This is a genomic window from Butyrivibrio fibrisolvens (assembly GCF_023206215.1).
Taxonomy (GTDB): domain Bacteria; phylum Bacillota; class Clostridia; order Lachnospirales; family Lachnospiraceae; genus Butyrivibrio; species Butyrivibrio fibrisolvens_C.
Window position 1 is genome coordinate 3371888 of record NZ_CP065800.1, and the last position, 22155, is coordinate 3394042.

Sequence of the window (22155 nt, forward strand, 5' to 3'; positions counted from 1 at the left end):
AAAAAATAAACTATATGCTACTAATAGAAAATTTCCCCCGTAGTTGTACTTGCCATGCATACACACTGTAAAAACAAATTCAAGTAAACAAACACCTGCGTAGACTATAAAAAACTTGCTGGACTTTATACGCTTTTCATCTGCCCTGAATACATATAGCACATTATACGCAAAAAGAAGGATAACAATTATCCTTACTATATCTATTATGTAGCCGTACAACACGCTTCCCTTATCCGTGATACTGAGATATGTGTACAAAACAAAACTAATTGGAATGTATATGGCATAGATTAGTGAAATACACTTAGATACCACATTAGAGATTATTAGACCTATTCGATTATTCTTTTGTTGCATTGTTATAAATCCTGTCCCCACAATAAAACTTAAATAAATAAAACCATTATATTCTATCGTAACTTTCTGCTTTTTACAACTTTACGTTATGCCATAACAAAAGTTCCTGATATAGTGATAATTAATTCACCATACCAGGAGCCTGACGTCTTATCTAAGCTTCTTTTTGTATCAGCAGCCTTTTCTGCCACTCTTATGATCGTCTATAGAGCAGGCATCCGGAGACCCATACTCAACAAGTCCTGCATCTGCAGGATCGATCGACACCCTGCCATCTTCAAATACAAAGGCAGGAATTCCCACATCTCCAATCTCTTTGCAATGATCAAACACAGGATTGGTATCACGTAGCCTTGTAAAAGCGCTCATATTACGGATATTCTCACCAATATTTATATACTGGAATTCATCTTCTCTACCCTTGATCTGTTCGTGTACAAAATCACAATACGGGCAAGTTGGCATTCCATAGATTTTAATCATATAGGCCTCCTTATCACAATCATAGCTGCAGTTCCATTTTCATACATCTTTAACCTCATGTTGCGAGAGAAAAAGAATCATTTTAGCAGATTTGAAAACTCCAGTGCCTTACCAATATCTCCGTCGACCTTGAGCTTACCAACAGTAAAAGCAGCTACAGGATCAAGCTCTCCCGATATAAGCTTATCAAAATCATCAGACTTCATGGATATGGCACAATTCCTATCATGATAATCATAAGGCTCTACATTCACCTTATGATCCTTAACCTCAACATAGAACATACCCGGATCACAATCTGTCAAAGTAACCTGCACCGCCATAAAGTCAACATGAGATACATCCGCATCTGCAGCCAGCTTACGCACCTTAGATATAACAGTTTCAAGATTCATTTTATGTTACCCCCTTGTATAGTTACTATACCCAAACATGTATATCTATTATATACTTCAGCGCCCTTTCCTGCCACACTTGTATTATACTATAATGAAAAGCCATGGAATATACCGACCATTCATAACAATCTCCATTCTACCGCCCTTGGCTAGCGGTACTAACATGGTTAATACCATTATGAAACATTGTTCGGAACAATATCAAAGTATTTTTGATTTTGTTCCGAACAATATCACGTTTTAGCAATAATATGCCATTATAAGCCTCATAACCTGCTTGGCTGTTGCTGTCAGATTATCCTTGGCATTTTGAGGATTCATGGCTTCTTCAAGAGTTGTTATACCTCTTACTATCGGGAAGAAAGCATCTATTCCGTTTTTATTGCACTCTTCAGCGTCCATTTTTACCGCACCTGCGAATGCTATTACTTTCTTGTTGTATTTCTTGGCAAGTCTGGCTACTCCTATAGGAGCCTTGCCCATTGCTGTCTGATGGTCAAGCATTCCTTCGCCGGTGACTACAAGGTCGGCATCTTGTATATAGTCTTCAAGTCTGGTTTCTTCTATGACTATGTCTATACCTGGCTTTAATGTCGCATTTGTAAATGTCTTGAAGGCATATCCCATTCCACCTGCTGCCCCTGTACCGGGATATTGCGGGTCTGCATTTTCTTTAATATCACGACATATTGATGCATAGCGGCTTAGCCATCTATCCATGTCTTCGATCATGGAAGGTGTTGCACCCTTCTGAGGGCCATAGATCACGCTGCAGCCATTAGGACCGCATAGAGGATTGGTCACGTCGCAGGCGATCATAAACTGACATTCCTTAAGATGAGGGATGACGCCATCTTCATCAATGGTCTTAAGGTCTTTTAGGCCGATCGCGCCTCGAGGGATCTGATCTCCTTTTTCATCAAGGAGTCCATATCCCAGCGCCTGGAGCATCCCTGCTCCACCATCATTGGTAGCGCTGCCTCCTATTCCTATTATGAATCTGCGACAGCCCTTATCTATCGCATCTATGATCACTTCACCCACGCCATATGTAGTTGCATGAAGCGGATCAAGATCATCCTTTGGTATTAATGTGATGCCGGCGGCTCCGCTCATCTCTAAAACTGCAGTCATCGTCTCTTCTATCACCGCATAAGTACAACTTACAGGTGTTCCCAAAGGACCTGTGACTGTTATCGTATAAAGCCGTCCATTCATGCCCTCTGCAAGAGCTTCTACCGTACCTTCTCCGCCATCAGCAAGAGGACATACTACTACTTCTGCACTATTATTTACACTTCTAAAGCCGCTTGAAACCGCATAACCGGCTTCAAGGGATGATATACTCCCTTTAAATGAATCGATTGCTGCTACTATTTTCATAGGCCATATCCCGGTTTTCTTTTTTATTTTTTAAATCTTAGCCATCTCTCCAGCCATATTGATGGAGTAATAGTCACGGATTTCCTTGACGTCCTCAGTCATTCCCAAGATCCACATAAGCTTTGTAAGCGCGGCTTCGCTTGTCATATCACGAGCTTCGAGAGCACCTATTGCCATAGCTCTTTTGCCGGTCTCGTATACATCCATCTTGGTGCCTTCGTATCTGCACTGGGTACCTACTACCACGGTCATGCCTTCCTGTATGACCTTATCAAGTGCTCCTATAAAATCATGCTTTATAAATGGCATACCTCCGATTCCGTAAGCTTCGATATATAAGCCTTTATAGCCCTGACCCGCGATAGATTCGATAAGACTTCTATGGATACCTGGGAACATCTTGAGCATGCAGACCTTATCAGAATACGTGTTGGATAGCTTGAATATTCCTGTTCGCTCAGGAACAGCTGCTGTCTCGATCTTCATACCAAGAGAACTGATGGTTGCTATATTAGGATAATTGATACTCTCAAAGGCATCGAAACTAAGCGACCTTACTTTAGAAGCTCTGCATCCTAATATGACTTTTCTGTTGAATGCCACAAATACTCCGGGGATCCTACTGGCTGCCATATGGATAGCACATCTGCAATTCTCCATGGCATCAGCCACAGGGTTAGTTATGGACAGCTGCGAACCTGTGATAACTACAGGGATATTGATATTCCGTAGCATGAATGAAAGCATGGATGAGGTATATGCAAGTGTATCAGTTCCATGTATTACTACGATTCCGTCATAATCATTCCTGCATTCACTGATCCTCTTTGCAAGTTCACACCAGTCTTCCGGGAAAATATTAGCACTGTCCACAGAGCAGAAATCTTCAATCTCTATGTCAGTGTCTCCTGACACCATCTGAAGCTCTTTTTGCATATCATGTATGGACAGCCCAGGGATAAGCCCGTTCTTCTTCATAACAGAAGACAGGGTACCGCCTGTATTTATTATTAATATTTTTCTACTCATAGATCATCCTTCTTGATTCTTCTTATCTATTTACTTGACTTTATCATATTCTATAGATTTTTAAAAATACATTTCTTTCAAACCACTAAATACTTAATAGGTTGAGTTTCTTATAAAAAATCTGTCTGAAGCTTTTATCGAACGATGTAAGAAATCAGCTATACAATAAATATACAACAAAAATTATATTCTTCTCTTCTTCTCTGCTACTTTTGTGGTACTATAGTTCTTGGCCCAAAATCATTACCGGAGATTTACATGAGATCAGAAGAGTTCATATGCCCTAGCTGCGGCAGATCAGATGTTATTAAGACCAATAGAAAGATAGTGCGTTGCAAATACTGTGATACTCTATTAACTGTAGAGTATAATCCTGAAGATACAAAGATTTCGAAACCAAAGGCAACTGCTCAAGGATTCAAAGTTCAGAAAAAACAAAAGCTCGTCTCCTGGATACTTATCGGTATCATATGTGCCTTATTAATATATTACTATTGTTTTAATTCCAAAACCCAGGCTATGAACTTCTCTGATAGCGAGAATGCAACCGGAACAGAAGCTAGTACCAATATATACGAAATAGGTTATGTTTCAAAACTATCCGAAATCCCTGAAGACACCTTTAACAGCTTTGAAGATACGGCTTTAGAAGCAGTATCTTCAATATATCTATCTACTATGGACACTATCGCAATGGTTGACGAGCCGGAGTGCATAGGAGTATACCTTTTGTGTAATAAAAATGATGATACTAATATGCTCTATTTTGCATATCATGTCACATGGGGGAGAACTCTTAAAAACGGCGATGTTGAAACAGTAGAAGCTTATCCAGCATTTTATTTTTCCAACATAATGCTGATGTCTGATGGCAGCGTCCAATCCGACTTCAAGACATGGAATGAAAACCCTTCTATCGTTCTTGGCAACAGTTTCGTATTTGGATATAATTCTAAAATCGATTTCTATAATAAATGCATCTCGTCAAGACCGGACTATAAAGTCAAAAAGAAATGATGATATAAAGAAATCCCCATCATGCATAGCATCAAACCTGACAACTTCTATTAACGCAGTCCTTATTGCCACACATACTGCACATGCCTTTTTTGTGAACCTTATCTTTGCTTAGGCCTGCCTTGAACAGAACGCTCTTTTTGGGTGTCAGAACATATGCATTATTGTATCTTATCTTCTTCTGACCTAGCTTTCGCATGATATCAGGCATAGTCTGCAGCGGAAGTCTCTCATCTCCCACAAAGGTGTAATCTCCAACATACATGCCTGTCAGTTCATGGATTCTGTCATCTATGCCCTCATAAGCTTTATCAAGAAGCTGTATTCCAAGACAATCAATGATATATGCCTTTTGGATATCTCCTTTTTTAAGGAAGCTGTCCTGAAGGCTGTCAATTCCTCTTCCAAGGCTGGCTATGACATATATGCTGCCTTTTTCGATCACATAATGGAAGATGGCATGCACCCGTGGATAAAGCTGTTTGTAGAGACGCACTATATCTTTTTTATCATTATCATTAAAATGGTATCGTCTGATGAGATCTGACAGGCAGTTCTCATCAAGCGATACTTCTACAGGTTCGAAATACATTTTCAGTTTTCTCCGAAATCATATCTTTTTATTTCGCAGTTTTTTATTCCACATGATGAGAACTCTTCATTACTCATCTCGCGGAAGTATGATTCGACCATTCTGGTTATCCCGTTATGAGCTACCAGTATCACTTCCCTGTCTCCTTCTTTGATATCATCAAGGAGATTATAGATCCTTTGGGCAAGATGAAGCATTGATTCGCCTGTTCCAAACCTGCTTGCCATGTCTTTTTTGGCTTCATGAAACTCCTTGCCGTCTCTTGGAGTTGATTCATACTTGCCAAAGTTCTGCTCTTTGAGTCTTGGCTCAACTTCCATAGGGATTCCTGTTATTTCTGATATATGCCTTGCAGTCTCTTTGGCACGAACTAAAGGTGATGTAAGTATTATATCTGCCTTTATTCCCATTTCAAGAATCTTCCTACCGGTCTCGATTGCCTGCTCATGCCCTTTTTGAGTCAGTTCAATATCCGTAGCTCCGCATATCTTATTCTCAACATTCCAGACAGTTTCGCCGTGTCTTATAAAATAAAAATGATCCATCGATCCTCCCTGTAAAGCTTTGCTTTGTATTTAATGAGCATACCACAGCCCGCCTTATACTTACAACCAGGATGTTCAGAAGGATGTTTTATTAATTTATAAGACTATAACGCAGAATCTGCCGCCGGCCTAGGGGCCACGCGGCAGATTCTGTTTGCCTTGTGTGTTTACTTTTTTATCGGAGGGAAGTATAAGCTTCTATGATCTTTTGCTATCTTATATTACCTTTCATTGACTCTTTTAACCTTTTCAGATACGTTTCTGGATCCTGCTATAGCTCCTGCGAGGATCAACAGCCACCACCAGAACAGATCTTTCTTCTGAGTATTCTGAGTTGTAGGGAATGCTGTCTTAGCACTTGCTTCGTCGTCTATGATCTTAGGTGTTCTTGGTACTACTGCATCTGAAATTTGCGCCTGTGCTGTCTGTGTCTCTTCTATAGCGGCTTCGATAGAGTTAAGATCTTCGATCTGAGGCATCTCTATACCTGCTGCAAGTATAGCTTCGCCATCTTCTATTGTAGTAGCTCCTCCAATTAGCTGTGCGTCTCCTATAACCGATGTTTCTGTAACAGGAGTCATAGCTATCATCTCAAGTGCTGCCTGGTCTATTGTTACTTCCTGTGCTGCGGTTTCTGCATCTGCTACTGCCATGTTATCTGCTGTAAGAGTTTCATCAGAAGGTGCTATAGCTGTCATAGCTACTGCAACAGCCTCATCTGAAGGTGCTGCTGGTGTTGCAGGTATTACATCTTCTGCGATCACATCTGCTGCCATCGGTACTGCTACTTCTTCTATAACCACTTCAGTTCCTGCTGTTTCTGCACTTGGAGCTTCTGTGCCGGGGATTGTACCAGCAACTATAACTTCATCATCTGTAAGGCTAAGTGCTATCTCATCAAGCTTTTCATTAAGAGTATCAAGTGTAGCTGTAGCCTCTTCTACTTTTGCACTTGCTCCTGCAAGCATTGCATCAAGGTATGCTATAGCTTCACGAACTGTCATGTTGTTAAGGACATCTGCCTGATCCTGTGTTACTTCGATTCCAAGATATGTTGCCACATCGTTTACGCCAAGAGCATCTACTGCTTTGAGAACAGGATTGCCATGCTTATTTTTAAGTGTTCCTATAGCTCCTTTGAGCTCGTCTACTTCATCCTGGGCCGACTCTATAGCTTCTTTAGTGTCAGTTACTACTGAGCTAAGTGCCTGATACTGATCTGCTGTAGCATCTGCATTTGCAAGGAATGTTTCTAGGTCAGGAGCATTGGATGTATCGATTATATATTCACCGCCGCGAACTTTGCTGTTAGCTGCCTGTACTACTTCTGTAACTACAGTTCCTGCCAGCTCTTCATTTTTCTGCGTAAATACATATCCATCAGAAGTCTGTACTATTTCGCCACTTTCTATAGCTGCATTCAGCTCTTCTCTTACCCAGTATGTCTTTTTATTATCAGCATCCTCATATACGAATACATCTAATTGGCCTGAATTAGCCATGCTCGTTAATTCATTTCTGGTAAAAGATGCTCCGTCATAATACTCGAAGAGATGATTATTAGCTTCGATCTCATCTTGAGACTTCTCATATACTACGATCTGCTCGCTGGTTCCAAGATTGCTATATCTGTTTTTGGAAAGCTTCTTGTCAGCACGGTCGTAATTGAAGAATCTTGTAACTTCATTGCCCTGAGAATCTGTGTAGGTAAAAGAGTAATAATTGTAATCCTGTGTATCGAAAGAATTCGGTCTTTTAACAACTACTGTATCAGGGTCTATCATCTCTCCTTCCATCTGAGGAATGATATAATTAACTACCAGAAGCTTTAGATAAGCTCTCTGAGGACCCCAATCACATATAAGTGTTGCATCATTGATTGCATCTGCTGCTGCCTTCTCATAATCAAGCTTGTCCTGCGCTTCTTCAAGAGCACTTTCGATATTCTCAACAGTTTCTTTGGCCTGTACAAGAGCATCTTCTGCTTCTTCTACGTTTCCTTCTGCTGCATTTACAGCTTCTTCATACTTAGCTTCTGCTTCAAGGAGCGCTTGCTTAGCGTCATCATACTGCTGTGTCATCTCATCGATGTACGCCTGCTGCTGATCTACTGTTTCCTGAGTCTGAGCTACAAGAGTCTCAAGTTCTGTATATGTATCTCGTGCCACATCTTTGTCATCTGTATTCTCTATTGTTTCAACAAGTTCATCTGCCTTGGCATTTGTATCTTCTACAAGACCTGCCATGTTATCAGCTGTAGTTACAACTTCATTGACAGCTTCTACTGTCTCTACTGCTGCTTCATTTGCAGTTGTATCATATACTGCTGCTTCACTGGCCTGTGTGCTGACTTCTTCAACTGTCTCTAAAGCTTCCTGGATATTCTCTACAAGCTGATCTTCCTGAGCCTGTGCTACTTCTTCTGCAAGATTTTCAACTGCAGGAGAAGCGATAGTGCCGCCATCATCAGGAGTAACTGTCTCGCTCATCTGAGTCATCATCTCTTCTGCACTTGATGCTGCTGTATCAACTGCTTCTGTAGTCTCCTGTACCTGCTCTACAACCTGCTCAGCGGATTCCTGAACTTCTGTCACGGGAGCTTCTACGTTCTGCTCTACAGTTTCACTGGGAGTATTAGTATCTGCTACAGCATCTTCACTTTCTGCATAAGCAGTGATCCCTGTATTTAAGGCCATCATTGTAGAGATTCCTACAGTCAAAGCGAAAATAATTTTGTTATCCTTCTTGTTCTTCATCATAGTGTCTCTCCTTTCATAATTGGCGGCATAATGAAACTTTGTCATTATGAAGAAAATAGTTGTTACTTACATCTCACTTGGTATCTTGCGGTGATATGTGTTCGAATAGATACTCTAGAACATCCTGTGTGAATCTCTTGGCTGTAAAGGCTACTACCCTTTGACCATTTTCTGACGGATCCTCACGTACTGCATCAGCGTACATGATAAGCGTCTCTGCTACTATGATCACACTTTTGCCCAAAAGAGAAGGAGTATCTTCAGGAACTATTATTGCTATACCAAGCGGAGAGATATTTTTTGTGGTTCCTATGTATTTATCAGCTGTATCCGGAAGTACTATAACGCTTTTACTTTCGTAATCTACTCTGTTTAACTGTCTTCTTTCTTTGATCATCTTATCTTCCCTCCGACCACACACTAATAAACGATTTATTCTCTGTTTGTTGTATCATATTTCGGATATTATTTACAAATATTTAGTGTTTTATGATGATTTTTAATATATTTTGGAGTTTTCTGCCAATTCAGTATTATTACGAGTTTGGAACTTGTATACATATATTTAGTTTCCTTAAATTCTCACTATCTCCTAAAAACAACTCTGTAATAATCACTTTATTAAAATCTCAACTTCCAAAAATTATTTTCCACAAATCAACCATTCCCTAAAAAACAGCTATTATAATCTTCTTCCAAAAGCAATAAAAAATCCTATCAGCCTCTAACCATCTGATGGGAATCGCATATTTGTATTTGATTTCTAAAACTACCCACTTAGACGGGCCGGCATCCCCAAAGTCTTTACTGGGGCAGGCCTGTCCAAGTGGGTAGTTTTATTTATTTATCCAATACTTCTTCAAATTCTTTTTCAGGCATCGGTTTATAGAAATAGTAGCCTTGTATGTAGTCGCAGTCGTAGCTTTTAAGGAAATCAAGCTGCTCTTTGGTCTCAACACCCTCTGCAGTAACCGTAGCACCTATCATATGGGCAAGACCTATCGTAGTTATGATTATGGATTCTGCCTTTTCATTAATACCAATCTTTCTGATAAATCCCAGATCCAGCTTGATAATATCGAAATTGAAATCTTCAAGCATGGACAAGGAGCTCATTCCACTACCATAGTCATCCAAAAGTATCTTGATGCCATACGACTGCATGTTGTTGAGATACTCCATAGACTTAACTTCAAGGTCCGTATATGCCGATTCAGTTACTTCAAACCTTACCATCGAAGGGTTGATGTTAAGATCATTGATCCTTTCATAATACTTTCAATAAATAAAGTATCGTAGAAGTCTACCCTTGACAGGTTTATAGCACATGGAACCACTTTTTTCTTCTGATAAGCTCTCCTTGCTATAAGTTCCATGCCGCGATTGACTATAAAATTATCAAGAACCGATATCTTGCCTTCTGATTCTATGACCGGGATAAAAACTGCCGGAGATACCATACCAAAGTCCTTGTGATGCCATCTTATGAGCATCTCTGCACTGACTATCTCTCCGGTCTTAGCATCAACTATAGGCTGGTAATATGGTTCAAACTCATTCTCGTTCAGACCTCTTTCAAAATCCGCCAGAAGGAAACGCTGCTTAACATAATTTTCCTTCATAAAGTCATCATAATACGCATAAAGAAGACTTCCTTTGCCGGTCTTGATGTTCTTCTCAGCAAGCTTGGCACCGGCTATGAGATGAGCTACATCCATATTGGAATTATGTATAGAGAAGATTCCACAACGGATCTCATAGTTATATTCCTTGTTCTCTATCCTGAACACCTGATTGCACAGCGCTTTGAGGTTTTCTTCGCTCAGGTTCTTATCCTCTGTGATAAACACAAAGTGATCACTTTCAAGTCTTCCCATGATGACAGGCTTTAGATATTGTCTGATAACATCCCTTGTCTGGAATATTACAAGGTCACCATTCTTATCACCAAACAGTTCATTGACAGCCTTAAATCCATTGACATTGGTATATACCAGTGAAAAGTGTCCAAGTGGTGATATCTCAGATATAAAGAGCCTTGCTCTATCCATGAATCCCGTTCTTGTATACTCATCTGTCATCCAGTCATGATCTATTACAGTCGTAACATCAAGGAACATAAATAAAAACCAGTCAGGATATCCAGGAACCTCTTTTACCCTGATATTCTTGGCACGTCTTCCAAGCGATGTATCTATATGAACCGTTCGTACGAAATTGCCTCTTTCTGCAAGCTCATCTCTGATAAAAGACAAGTCGCTTTCATTGACGAAGGCATCTCTCTCATCATCTACTATCCTCTGAGCTATCCTGAAAAAGATATCCTTGTACGTAAGCTTGGCTCCTTCAAATACGCTAAGAAGCTTTTCATCAAGATGATATATCTCACAGACATCATTGGTCGTATTGACAGTCATAACGATGTCATACCCTTCTGATAGAAGCGCTCTGACAACGGGCTGTTCTATAACGCCCATATAAGGGATGATCGGACCTTCCTTGAGGGGTGATATAGTTCCGTCTTCGATGACCTGTCCTACTCCTTTGAATTTGGTCTTGCCGTTTTTGGATTTAAAATAGCTGCCGTCTTCGACCAGGTAGAATCTCCTGCCATAACTGTCAGGAAGTACGATATCTTCTATGAATCTAAGGCCGTCAATAACTGCATCCTTCATAGTCTTGGCATGAGGAATCATGTCAATATTGGTCAGATCGAGTCCATCAGTAAAGCGGACATAGTTAGGATCTGCAGCTTCGCCTTCAAGTTCCGGCATAAGATATACATCATATGCAGCATTAATAGAACCGGCACTAAGTCCTATGATTATGCCGGGATAGTCTGTCAGCGCATCTTTGAGTCCTATACGTTTCATGAAAGCCAGCTGCGTAGGCGCATGACCGCCTCCCATATATATGACATCAGACCAGACGATAAGGCCTTTGAGGGCATCATTACAGTTATCATCTAGTGTCTTAACTTCTGCCACTTTAAGATCTTTGTATTCAAAGGCGTCGATCACTTGTTGTATCTGGTTTTCATTGTCTTTGGTAAGTGTGGGATCTGCCGGCACGAAGAGAACATTGGCAGAATCTGGCCATTCTTTTTTCAGATCATCAAAAAATCCATAACAATCCTCAGGCGGTGTTTTCTTATATTCGCCCGGTTCCTGATATGGGATAAAACTACTTGTAAGGTATAAAACCATATATTCTCTCCGCTAAAGATGTTATCTGTCCGGTAACTTGATTAACGATTCTTCATAGATATTAATATTGTATCACGTATTATAATATACGTCTTCTAATTATAAAAAAACTATAGCTTTAATTAATTCAGGCACAAACAAGATGCTTTCTTATCGTATTTGTAATATCATTACAAACGTTTTTAGTGTATAATAATAATTGGAAGTATTGTGTAAAAAAAGGATTCATGAGGTTAAGTATGAGCAGAATCAAACGCTATTATGTTGAGATAGACAGCAACTGTCAGGTTCTTAAATGCAGTAATGACTTTCTTGTATATATAGGCAGGAAAGAGCTTCTTAATATTGAGAGTATTATCAAGGATAGCGATATCAATAATCTTAAAGATGCTATCTCTTCGCTTGAGAAAGGGGACAATACTCTTGTAGTTTTTCGCACAGTCTGCCAAGATGGTAGACTTAACTGGATGTCTGCGAACGTACATAGATCCAAACATGATGCTTCTATTATAAAGCTCGACATCTACGATCTTCATTCCTTTGAGATAGACAAGGCAGAAGGCTATTACGACGAGATGACAGGGCTTTTGTCCAAAAGTGCTATAACGGATCATGCCAAAAGGCTGATGGAACAGACTAATACTCCGCCATTTTATTTTTTCCTGATGGATATTGATAATTTCAAATCTATCAATGACACATATGGTCACATGAAGGGCGATGATGTTATAGTCGAAGTTGCAGGTATACTAAAAAAATGTGTCGGTGACAAAGGAGTTGTCGGACGTATCGGCGGAGATGAGTTTCTTATGATACTGGAAAAGATTCATACAGAACCGGAACTTCGCGATGTCCTTAGGAATATAAGATATGATGTCAGGGAAAAATATGCTGACGAAGACAACAACTATACTATAACCACTTCTCTTGGCGGAGCCCTGTTCCCAACAGACGCCTCCAATTATGAGGATATGTTCAAGCTTGCCGACAAGATGCTATATATAGCTAAAGCCAAAGGTCGTGATCGGTATATCATATACACACCGTCTGTTCACGGCGATGCCAAAGTTGATACAGAGGTTGTGACAATCACACAAAGGGCGATGCAGAATCGTATCAAGAATGCTCTTATCATGGATCTTATGGAGGGTTTCCTTCTAAATAATAAGATATCTCTAAGAGACGCTTTTAATAAAGTAATAGAAACTTATATGCTGGATACTGTCTATATTGTAGACAAAAAAACAGGTCGTTCTAACTTCGGAATATCGCGTGATGGAAAGGATGTTGCTATTGATCTGTCAAGTCTTAATCCTTCTGACTATCAGCCTTTATTCGAGACATATCCTATCAAGGTCATCAATATGTATGATCTTCAGAAGGCCAATTATCTGAAGTTCTCTGAATTCATGCTTCTTAATAGTTTCAGGATCATTGTAGTCTATTATATGCGTAATGTCCCCGATGGCGGATATCTTATGTATGTAAGCAGAGTTAACAGCAACTGCAGATTCTCAGAGACCGACTTCTCTGATCTTATCTACTTCTCAAGGATGCTGGAACTAAGCGGGAAGATGCAAACAGGTGGACCCTTTGCAGAATAAAAAGCGACATCTATCATACTCATGAATTTTTATAAAACAATTAAAGCACGGCAATTATTTATATTCTGGCTGCCCTTGGTACTTGCTTTACTGTAGAACCTTCAGGGATGCAGCTTGATAGTGAATAAAAAACGAGCCCCGGAAAAACAAATGATCGTTTTTCGAGGCTCGCTTGTTATTAACAATATATATTCAGAGGTAATCCGGGATTATTCGCCTTTAGTTGTAGATACACTGCCCTTTGCCATGTAGTTAGCAAAATCATCGCTGCCTGTACCATACTGAATATCAACTGAACCATCTGCTTCAAGAGTAAATGTTATAGAATACTCTGTCCATGATGTACGGCTCTTACATGTTATATCAGAAGTATTACCATATCCTGCAGCTTTAAGTGCAGCTGTTATTACAGCAGCTCCGGTTTCATCTGTACTAAATCCGGCGCTTGTAACTTTAACTATACCCTTGCTATTCTTAGTCCAAGAAGAGATATCATAGCTAGGATCAGCAACATATGTCTGAACTGCAGATACGATACTTGTAGCATTAGTAGCATCTGTTGAATTTCTGGATCTTTCAACATACTGTAAGAACTGAGGTGCAAGTACAGCTACCAGGATAGCCATGATAGCAATTACGATAATAAGCTCAACAAGTGAAAATCCCTTGTTATCTTCTTCATTGTTTTCTGTGTTGTTTTTGTAGTTGCGCATGAATTTGATCATTTGTTTTTTCTCCTTCTCCTGCTGGTACATGCCGCAGGTGTCAAACCCGCCGTAATTCCTTTTACACGGCACTCTTCATTTCTTACCCGTACTATCAGTCGTATCGGTCTTTCATAAAAATCCAAACTGCAATATGGAATGAAGACATGCTATAGAAAACGTATATATCATATATTTGAATCAGATTTACATTTTCTTTTGTCTTCGCGCATGATTTATATTATTACCACCTCCCCGTTTTGTCAATACATAATTTTGGAAACTTTTTCACGTTATTTAGTTTTTATGTTTATAGATTATCAAGTGACTGATACATGGTCACCATTGGTGACATAATAGCTGCAATAAGGAAGCCTACTACTCCTGCAAGGACTATGATGATCATAGGTTCCATAGCTGCCATAAGAGCTGCAGTTGCGGATTCTACTTCCTGGTCATAGTACTCGGCTAGCTTTTCAAGCATCTCATCTGTAGAACCGGACTCTTCTCCTATCCTTATCATGTGATACATCATAGGTGGGAACATGTTAGTATTTTCAAGGGCCAGTGACATAGGCTGACCGGCTATTACGGCATCTTTGGTCTCATTAAGAGCATTCTTATATAAGACATTGTCCATAGTCTTAGCTGTGATATCCAGTGAATCCACTATAGTTACACCGGATGCAAAAAGGGTCGACATAGTTCGTGACAGGTTAGAACAGGCTTTCTTCTGAGTCAGATCTCCTATTATAGGAAGCTTCATCTGAAGTCTTCCAAGTGTCAGCTGGCCTACAGGAGTAGAGCTAAACCACTTGAAGAAGATGATAACAGCTGCTGCCACAGCTATTATCAGATACCACTTGGATATTACGAAGTCGCTCATCCGTACTACCAATTTAGTGATAGCAGGAAGTTCTGTTCCCAGCTGATCGAACATGTCCGTATATGACGGGATTACGACTACAAGCATTACTCCTACTACGCCTATAGCTACGATAAGGACGATGATAGGATATACCATGGCCTTTTTGACCATATCTTCTACCATGGCAGTTTTCTCAAGCTGAACAGCCATTCTCTCAAAGGCCATATCAAGGTTACCTGACGCTTCTCCGGCGCCAACTGTAGTTATCAGAAGATTTGGGAAGATCTTCTTGTGCTTCTCCATAGCAGTTGTCAGGGTCTCGCCCTTTTCAATATCCGTAACCATCTCCCTGATGGCACTCGCAAGGGCCTTGTTTTCAGTCTGTTCGGACAACAGCTGCATGTTCTGAATGATAGGAACTCCGGCCTTGGATATACTCACAAACTGCCTACAGAACATAGCAAGTTCTTTGGTCTTAACACCTCCCACTTCAAAGTTTATATCTCTGGTCAAAAGATTCTGACTTTCAACTTTGACAGGTGTTAAGCCTTTAAACTTGAGTTCCCTAAGAACATATTCACGGCTGTCGCCGTCCATACTGCCTTTAACTTGTTTTCCCGAAGCATCAAATGCAACATATCCAAATGAAGGCATGGTATTCCTTTCCCTATAGAATCATCATACTTTCTATATATTTGCTATACATCAAACGAAACCTTCTTCATCTCATCAACTGTAGTGATTCCTTCAAGAACATATTTGGTAGCACTCATTCTGAGCGTCTTCATGCCTTCCTTGAGCGCCTGATTCTTGATCTCATCTGCAGTTCCTTTTCTCTCTATTATCAATTTGAGGTCATGCGTAACTTCCATGATCTCATACACACCGGTACGTCCTGCAAATCCGGTACCGCTGCATTTAGGGCATCCTACTCTCTTGTATAGAGTAAGGGGTTTAGCAGGGTCTACGCCCAGTAGATTTTTTTCCTGCTCAGAAGCTTCATATGGCTGCTTGCAGTCAGGGCACAGGCGTCTTACAAGTCTCTGGGCTATGATACCTATAACAGAGTCAGCGATAAGATAAGCTTCAAGTCCCATGTCTTCAAGTCTTGTAACTGTGCTGGCTGCCGAATTGGTATGAAGTGTCGATACTACAAGGTGACCTGTGATAGATGCCTGAACCGCTATAGAAGCTGTCTCTCTATCTCTTATCTCACCTATCATGATGATATCCGGGTCCTGACGCAGGATAGATCTAAGTGCTGAGGCAAAAGAGAGTTCTGCCTTAGGATTGACCTGAACCTGATTAATGCCGTTGATATTAGCTTCCACAGGATCTTCGACAGTTACTATGTTAACGTCTTCTCTGTTCAGCTCTGAAAGAGCTGTATAAAGGGTCGTTGATTTACCGGATCCTGTAGGTCCTGTAACCAGAAGTATTCCATTTGGATTGGACAAAATTCTGTCAAATACTGTCATCTCATCAGGCTTAAGTCCCAGCTGATCTTTACTTCTGTTAAGAGCCTGTTTGGAGGCAAGTCGCATTACGACTTTTTCTCCGTATACGGTTGGAAGGGTGGATACACGGATATCGTACTCAAGCTTATCAACTATCTGTGTCATACGTCCGTCAAGGGGTTTTCTCTTCTCAGATATATCCATCCCGCTGACGATCTTGATACGGGTGACTATAGCACCAAGCAGGTTATTGTTATAATTGGCTCTTTCGTACAACGCGCCGTCTATTCTGAACCTGATACGAAGATTCCTTGCACCGGGCTCTATATGTATATCTGATGCGCGCTGACGCACAGCTGACTCTATCATGGTGGTAACCAGCTGTACTATAGGTGAATTGGTAACTTCCGCAGTCTCCTGATTGATCTCTTCCTGTACATGGGTCCTTTCCTTGGCATACTGCTCTGCTGCATTCTTGAGATCTGTATTGCCATAATACTTATCAAGCGCCAGCATGATGCTCTGGGACGTGCTAAGTACAGGCTCTATAGACAGATTGGTAACGATTCCTATATCATCGATCGCTACTGTGTCCATAGGGTCTGACATGGCAAGGTGCAGGGTATTGGGAGCACCCGGTTTATATTCAAACGGTATAACCTTGTGTTTTCTAAGGATCTGGGGCGGGACCATGTTAAGAATGTCATCCGGAATCTCTATAAGCTGCAGGTTGACAATTCCAAGACCCATCTGATTACTTAAAGCTGTTGCAAGCTGTTCACCCGTAACGAAGCCGTTCTCAACCAGGAGTTCTCCAAGCCTTTTTCCGCTGCTTTTCTGAAGAGCAAGGGCTTCATCCAGTTTTTCCTGAGTTATGAAATTCTCATTTAAGAGACATTCTCCGATCCTGATACGCTTTCTGATGAAAGCCATGAGTTATCCTCCATAGCGCATTACGACTGAATCTACGCTTAAATCTTATTAAGGTCTTTCTTTCGACTAATGCAAAAAACTCTAATATCTATATCGGCATCACTTCCTAAAATCTTGAACATATCCAAGGTAAAAATAAAAAAGAAGAGCATTCCGCGAAATGCTCTTACTTCTCTCTTGTTACCTATATTCTCATTGGTCTTATTGAACAAGATGACCATATTGACAATAGATAAAATAAGCAGCAGCAATATAAATGGCCGCAGCTGCACCTCTATAGGAATATCTACCATGATCTTACCAACCTATTGTAATATTCTGGGGTTCACTATTATGAATCTCACCTTTTCGGCACCTGAATATAACACCATTTTTCAGATAGATAAGCTGATGCTCATTCATAGCCTTGGCAAGTTCATCAACCAGCTGTTCATATCTGGTCTCAGTCATAGGCACGATGTAATCGTGGTTCTCATGCTCTGTTGATATCACAGCGGTCTTATAACGATTATCATACCTTATCCCGCGAAATTCACAGATCTCTGTTGTAGTCTTTTCGGAATTGTCCTGACATGACATGCAGATAAACATACGCCCTCCTGCCACTTATGGCTATACATGGATCAACCGGGTATCTGATAACTCCCCAGTTTCACAAAAAGGTGGTAGCTTCAGTTGATAATTTATACAGATAATATCGGTCAATTAGTCATAAAACTAATTATCATCTTTAATTATATCGCTTTTATGTACATTTGAAAACTCAGTACCGGTCAAACAATCTGATATTATCGCATATCATAGTTGTCCAAAAGATGCTAAACTATAGTATATACAGTCAAGAGAAAATTTTTCATATACTTTTTTCTATATAAAACTAAAACTTCCAGACACGAGGTTTGATGTGAAAAAAACAGATTCCAAACACGAAAGTATGATAAGAAAGCGAAATATAAGAAACAGGGTCTTCAAGATGGTATCGGTTGGTGTTGTCGATGAGCCGGTCAATCAGATGTATGACATATTAAGCATATCTGCTCTATTACTTAATCTTGGGGCTTCGGTCATGGCGACTTTTGACAATCTGCAGGCTCAATATGGAGACATATTCCATATTATTGAAGTTGTCACTGTAGCTTTTTTGCAATAGATTGTATATTAAGAATATATACTGCCAAGTGCCATTTTCCCAAAGAAACTGAAGCGGGTGCTATAAAAAAATATATCTTTTCACTGGACGGAATAATTGATATCCTATCATTCCTTCCTTACTATCTGCCCTTCATGTTTCCAAACGGCGCTGTTGCCTTCAAGATGTTCAGAGTTGCCAGGATCTTGAGGCTCTTCAGGATCAATGCATATTATGATTCTCTGAATGTTATCACAGATGTTATAAAGAGTAAAAGTCAGCAGCTTATGTCTTCTGTATTTATAATCCTGGTACTAATGCTGGGTTCAAGTCTTTGCATGTATTCACTGGAGCATGACGCACAGCCGGAAGTATTCTCCAACGCTTTCTCCGGTGTATGGTGGTCTATGTCCACACTTCTGACTGTAGGATATGGTGATATATATCCTGTGACTACACTTGGTAAGTTCTTTGGTATCATCATTGCTTTTCTTGGGGTAGGAATTGTAGCTATCCCAACAGGTATCATAAGCGCCGGATTCGTCGAGCAGTATACTCATCTATCCACAGTAGGAGATTCTACTGATACTGAGCTCAACTTCATTCAGGTCAAGATCACCGAAAACGATGACTGGGCCGGCAAATATATTAAAGACCTGCATCTTCCTGACAACATCATAATCGCTGCTCTTCAAAGAAATAACAAAACTTCCATCCCCAAAGGCAATACCCTTATTCATGAAGGAGACCAGCTCGTTCTGGGATCTGAACCGCTTCAGAAGGACAAGTTCATCAATTTCAAAGAGATGAAACTTGAATACGGGCACTCCTGGATAGGCCTAAGGATTGATGAGCTTGATATCTCCAGAACTACTTTTATCGTGATGATAAGACGTGGTAATAGGCCCCTCGTACCAAGAGGCAATCTGGTGCTTATGGAGGGCGATGTCTTATTCCTATATAGCGTAACAAAAGCAGGGATTGATCTGTAGAGGCAATCCCTGCTTTTGCAAAACTAAAACCACCCACTTGAACGGACCGGCATCTCCAAAGTCTTTGCAGGGGCAGGTCCGTCCAAGTTGGGTAGTATTAGTTAAAAATCAAAATACTGGCGGTAGTCTATATGTTAAAATCAAAGTGCTGTCCTACCATCATTTCTTCCTGTGTTCTGACGCTGTCGCTTCTAAAGAGCATAGCCTGATCTGCTATCTTTTTTAGGAGTTCATCAGCGGTATTTGCTGTAATTGTTACATACTCATCTTCATCAGGAATTCTATCTTTGTCCCTTGTTTTGTTAGTATTATCTGCAACTTTTTCATCCTTATCGCTAATATGTTTATTGCTGATATCCCTGTCTTTATCCTTCTTATGGGCTTTCTTTTCTTCCAGTTTCCTGGCTGCCTTTTCTTCCGCCTTCTTCTTGGCTGCTTTTTTCTCAATGCGGGCTTTCTGAGCCTTTGAAGAGTTCTTTAATGTTGCAAAAAGTGTAGCTGTGCCGTCATCATTAATCTTCATGCCGTATCCTTGAACATCTGCTCCTGTAGATGCAAGACCGCTACTAAGGGCTTTGATCTGAGCTTCTGCACCTTTGATAGTTGCTTCTATCTTGCTTGCATACTTCTCATCATTAGCCATTCTCTCGATTTTCTCATCATCGATAAGAACTACTGTCTTATTGGCCTTGCCATATGCAGCAGCATTGGCCTCGACCTGTTCTTTCATATCCTTGGATACCAGGACGAAGTCCATGCCGGGAAATTTGGCTTTAAACTTCTCATAGAACTTTGCAGCCTTTTCACTTAACTGAACATCACCTACTGTCCTGCCTGTAACCTTTGGTGTATTCTTGTTTTCAGCTGCTTTGGTTTTATCTGACTGCTCTTCTTTTTTGACGGATTTATTGTATGACGAAGTGTCATACATAGACTGTGCCGCGCTTATACGCGCGATATCATTTGATAATGCCATAACAGACTCCTTTCCTAAGAGATATACGCTTCTATCACTGATCATATCCGGTGAAGCAATCTCTATATACGCATCCTTGCAACTACTACTTTTACCAGTGTGCCGGATCATTCACATTTAATTAAATACAAAAGAATCCGTACACTAAATCGACGACACTATCTCAATTTGTATATCGGAATTATCTAAGACTTTATTTATAGCTTCCTGCTTAGTAGGTGCAATATCCGGGGGCATTTGTACACTGCCTTTTTCTCTTTAACTAAAAATATAAGCAGTGACATTATAAACTGCCACTGCCTACTATACAGATGATCTATCAAATTCAGATCATAAGCTCCAAAAAAATTATTCTGCATATGTTTTCTTTCTTGAAGCCGGTACAAATGTAACATTCTTAAGGATTACGCTGATCCTCTTATATACAAATACTGTAATAATAGAATCAATACCGCCCTTGATAAGATTGAGAGGAACTACACAGTACAATACAAGTGTCCAGATACTTGTAACGTTATTATTAGCTTCAGCACCCATTCCTACAAATGCATCTATAGGCATTCCGTACAGTGCGCTATACGCAGGGAGCAGGTAGAATGCGTTCATAAGGCTTCCTACAATAGTGATAACAAGTGTTCCGATAATACAGGATATAAGCGCCATAGTGCGGGTCTTTTTGAAAGTATAGATAATAGATGCCGGAAGTATGAAGCAGCATCCTATAACAAAATTGGCAAGTTCTCCTACAAATGCTGTAGAAGTTCCTCTAATAACAAGCTCTAAGAGAATCTTCACAAACTCGATCATAACGCCTGCCATCGGCCCAAATGAAAATGCACCGATAAGAGCAGGAAGATCAGAAAGATCCAGCTTATAGAAAGATGGTGCAAAAGGAAGCGCAATCTCGAACATCATAAGAACAACAGATATAGCTGCAAATGTTCCTATAACTACTACCTTTCTGGTGCTGAGCATGGGCTCTTTAATTCCGTTGATCTTCTGTGCCAGCTTCTCACATACGATAGCGATTGCAAAGGCCGCTGCGATGATGATCGCAAAACCTATCAAATACTCTACATTTTCTGCAATACTAGCAAATAATCCATTGGTCATTTCTTTATCCCTCCTATGTCTGTACACATGTGTTATTTTCGGGAATTATTGGTTTTACGCCTGCGTTGTGAATTTAGGAATCCGGATGAATGCGTATCCTTAGAAGCGTGATTTTTGTGGGCATTTTCATCTTTTGCCAGCATAAATTCACAGTTTGGGACATATCGGACTTTTGTGTTACATACAAAAAAAGCTCCGGCATATATCCGGGGCTAACAATTCATCCATAATCCTACAGATCATAAGATCTGCATATCCTTCTTCCATCCAGACTTTACTGTCGGTACCGGAATCACACCGGTTCATGCTATCAAAGCTCGCGGACTATACCGCCGGTAGGGAATCTCACCCAACCCCGAAGTTTTATTTTGTTTTCAAATGCTATGTTAATACGCAATGTAATATGAGTCAATAGGTCAAATAAATTTTTTGCAACTTATTTTTGTTCAAACTTAGCACTTGCCAAACATACGCCACCATTTGGGGTAAGGCGAATTTTCAGTTTTTACTTATACAACTGCTCCACAGGTATTTTCATCTTGAAATAGGTCTTAGGGCGATATATTATGATGAATGACATAGGTCTATTTCAAAATCTAAAAATAAT

At 40.2% G+C, this 22155-nt stretch carries 21 protein-coding genes and 1 riboswitch; of the genes, 4 read left to right on the forward strand and 17 right to left on the reverse strand.

Going from position 1 to position 22155, the window contains the following annotated elements; genetic code table 11:
• Window positions 1-531: 531 nt before the first annotated feature.
• The 4 genes from I7804_RS14035 to I7804_RS14050 form a co-directional block, all read right to left on the reverse strand.
• Complete coding sequence (locus tag I7804_RS14035) at window positions 532-843, reverse strand: glutaredoxin (protein WP_022756098.1); 312 nt, start codon at window positions 841-843, stop codon at window positions 532-534.
• 77 nt (window positions 844-920) lie between these two features.
• Window positions 921-1238 (reverse strand): SCP2 sterol-binding domain-containing protein, encoded by a 318-nt coding sequence (locus tag I7804_RS14040; protein WP_248403942.1) that lies wholly within the window; start codon window positions 1236-1238, stop codon window positions 921-923.
• A 243-nt stretch (window positions 1239-1481) separates the two neighbouring features.
• Window positions 1482-2624 (reverse strand): glycerate kinase, encoded by a 1143-nt coding sequence (locus I7804_RS14045; protein ID WP_248403943.1) that lies wholly within the window; start codon window positions 2622-2624, stop codon window positions 1482-1484.
• Window positions 2625-2654: 30 nt separating this feature from the next.
• A complete protein-coding gene (locus tag I7804_RS14050; RefSeq protein WP_022756095.1) occupies window positions 2655-3653 on the reverse strand; it encodes an asparaginase in 999 nt (332 codons plus the stop codon).
• A 258-nt stretch (window positions 3654-3911) separates the two neighbouring features.
• Here I7804_RS14050 and I7804_RS14055 point away from each other — a divergent pair, with 258 nt between their 5' ends.
• Window positions 3912-4670 carry a hypothetical protein gene (locus tag I7804_RS14055; RefSeq protein ID WP_248403944.1) on the forward strand — a complete coding sequence of 253 codons (759 nt, stop codon included), beginning with the start codon at window positions 3912-3914 and terminating at the stop codon, window positions 4668-4670.
• A 31-nt stretch (window positions 4671-4701) separates the two neighbouring features.
• On the opposite strand, the gene I7804_RS14060 is transcribed toward I7804_RS14055, so the two are convergent.
• From I7804_RS14060 to I7804_RS14080, 6 genes are all read right to left on the reverse strand, one after another.
• Window positions 4702-5262 (reverse strand): hypothetical protein, encoded by a 561-nt coding sequence (locus I7804_RS14060; protein ID WP_248403945.1) that lies wholly within the window; start codon window positions 5260-5262, stop codon window positions 4702-4704.
• A 2-nt stretch (window positions 5263-5264) separates the two neighbouring features.
• Window positions 5265-5807, reverse strand: a complete 543-nt coding sequence (locus I7804_RS14065) for a histidine phosphatase family protein (protein ID WP_092043407.1) — start codon at window positions 5805-5807, stop codon at window positions 5265-5267.
• 221 nt (window positions 5808-6028) lie between these two features.
• On the reverse strand, window positions 6029-8566 hold the full coding sequence (locus I7804_RS14070) for a hypothetical protein (protein ID WP_248403946.1): 2538 nt from the start codon (window positions 8564-8566) through the stop codon (window positions 6029-6031).
• Between the two features lie 73 nt (window positions 8567-8639).
• The gene (locus I7804_RS14075; protein WP_242829457.1) at window positions 8640-8963 is read right to left on the reverse strand and encodes a PilZ domain-containing protein; all 324 of its coding nucleotides are present in this window, start codon (window positions 8961-8963) and stop codon (window positions 8640-8642) included.
• A 443-nt stretch (window positions 8964-9406) separates the two neighbouring features.
• Window positions 9407-9802 (reverse strand): EAL domain-containing protein, encoded by a 396-nt coding sequence (locus I7804_RS18985; protein WP_282570421.1) that lies wholly within the window; start codon window positions 9800-9802, stop codon window positions 9407-9409.
• On the reverse strand, window positions 9796-11772 hold the full coding sequence (locus tag I7804_RS14080) for an EAL domain-containing protein (RefSeq protein ID WP_282570422.1): 1977 nt from the start codon (window positions 11770-11772) through the stop codon (window positions 9796-9798). Before I7804_RS14080 ends, I7804_RS18985 begins: the two co-directional genes overlap by 7 nt.
• A gap of 239 nt (window positions 11773-12011) precedes the next feature.
• Here I7804_RS14080 and I7804_RS14085 point away from each other — a divergent pair, with 239 nt between their 5' ends.
• Window positions 12012-13376, forward strand: a complete 1365-nt coding sequence (locus I7804_RS14085) for a GGDEF domain-containing protein (protein WP_248403947.1) — start codon at window positions 12012-12014, stop codon at window positions 13374-13376.
• A gap of 209 nt (window positions 13377-13585) precedes the next feature.
• Here the strand turns inward: I7804_RS14085 and I7804_RS14090 are convergent, their stop codons facing one another.
• From I7804_RS14090 to I7804_RS14110, 5 genes are all read right to left on the reverse strand, one after another.
• Window positions 13586-14101: a type II secretion system protein gene (locus I7804_RS14090; RefSeq protein WP_248403948.1), complete on the reverse strand. Its 516-nt coding sequence runs from the start codon at window positions 14099-14101 to the stop codon at window positions 13586-13588.
• Between the two features lie 289 nt (window positions 14102-14390).
• The gene (locus I7804_RS14095) at window positions 14391-15602 is read right to left on the reverse strand and encodes a type II secretion system F family protein (protein ID WP_248403949.1); all 1212 of its coding nucleotides are present in this window, start codon (window positions 15600-15602) and stop codon (window positions 14391-14393) included.
• Window positions 15603-15646: 44 nt separating this feature from the next.
• Complete coding sequence (locus I7804_RS14100; RefSeq protein ID WP_027205884.1) at window positions 15647-17338, reverse strand: GspE/PulE family protein; 1692 nt, start codon at window positions 17336-17338, stop codon at window positions 15647-15649.
• Between the two features lie 38 nt (window positions 17339-17376).
• Window positions 17377-17631 (reverse strand): hypothetical protein, encoded by a 255-nt coding sequence (locus I7804_RS14105; RefSeq protein ID WP_027218146.1) that lies wholly within the window; start codon window positions 17629-17631, stop codon window positions 17377-17379.
• A 4-nt stretch (window positions 17632-17635) separates the two neighbouring features.
• Window positions 17636-17929, reverse strand: coding sequence for a hypothetical protein (locus I7804_RS14110; RefSeq protein ID WP_022756022.1), 294 nt, complete (start codon window positions 17927-17929; stop codon window positions 17636-17638).
• Window positions 17930-18242: 313 nt separating this feature from the next.
• Between I7804_RS14110 and I7804_RS14115 the strand changes: the two genes are divergently transcribed.
• On the forward strand, window positions 18243-18488 hold the full coding sequence (locus tag I7804_RS14115) for a hypothetical protein (RefSeq protein WP_248403950.1): 246 nt from the start codon (window positions 18243-18245) through the stop codon (window positions 18486-18488).
• Between the two features lie 14 nt (window positions 18489-18502).
• Window positions 18503-19459 (forward strand): ion transporter, encoded by a 957-nt coding sequence (locus tag I7804_RS14120; RefSeq protein ID WP_248405977.1) that lies wholly within the window; start codon window positions 18503-18505, stop codon window positions 19457-19459.
• Window positions 19460-19586: 127 nt separating this feature from the next.
• Here the strand turns inward: I7804_RS14120 and I7804_RS14125 are convergent, their stop codons facing one another.
• A complete protein-coding gene (locus I7804_RS14125; RefSeq protein ID WP_248403951.1) occupies window positions 19587-20435 on the reverse strand; it encodes a DUF6033 family protein in 849 nt (282 codons plus the stop codon).
• A gap of 348 nt (window positions 20436-20783) precedes the next feature.
• Window positions 20784-21548, reverse strand: coding sequence for an ECF transporter S component (locus tag I7804_RS14130; protein ID WP_248403952.1), 765 nt, complete (start codon window positions 21546-21548; stop codon window positions 20784-20786).
• A gap of 251 nt (window positions 21549-21799) precedes the next feature.
• Window positions 21800-21915, reverse strand: a riboswitch (FMN riboswitch).
• Window positions 21916-22155 lie beyond the last annotated feature (240 nt).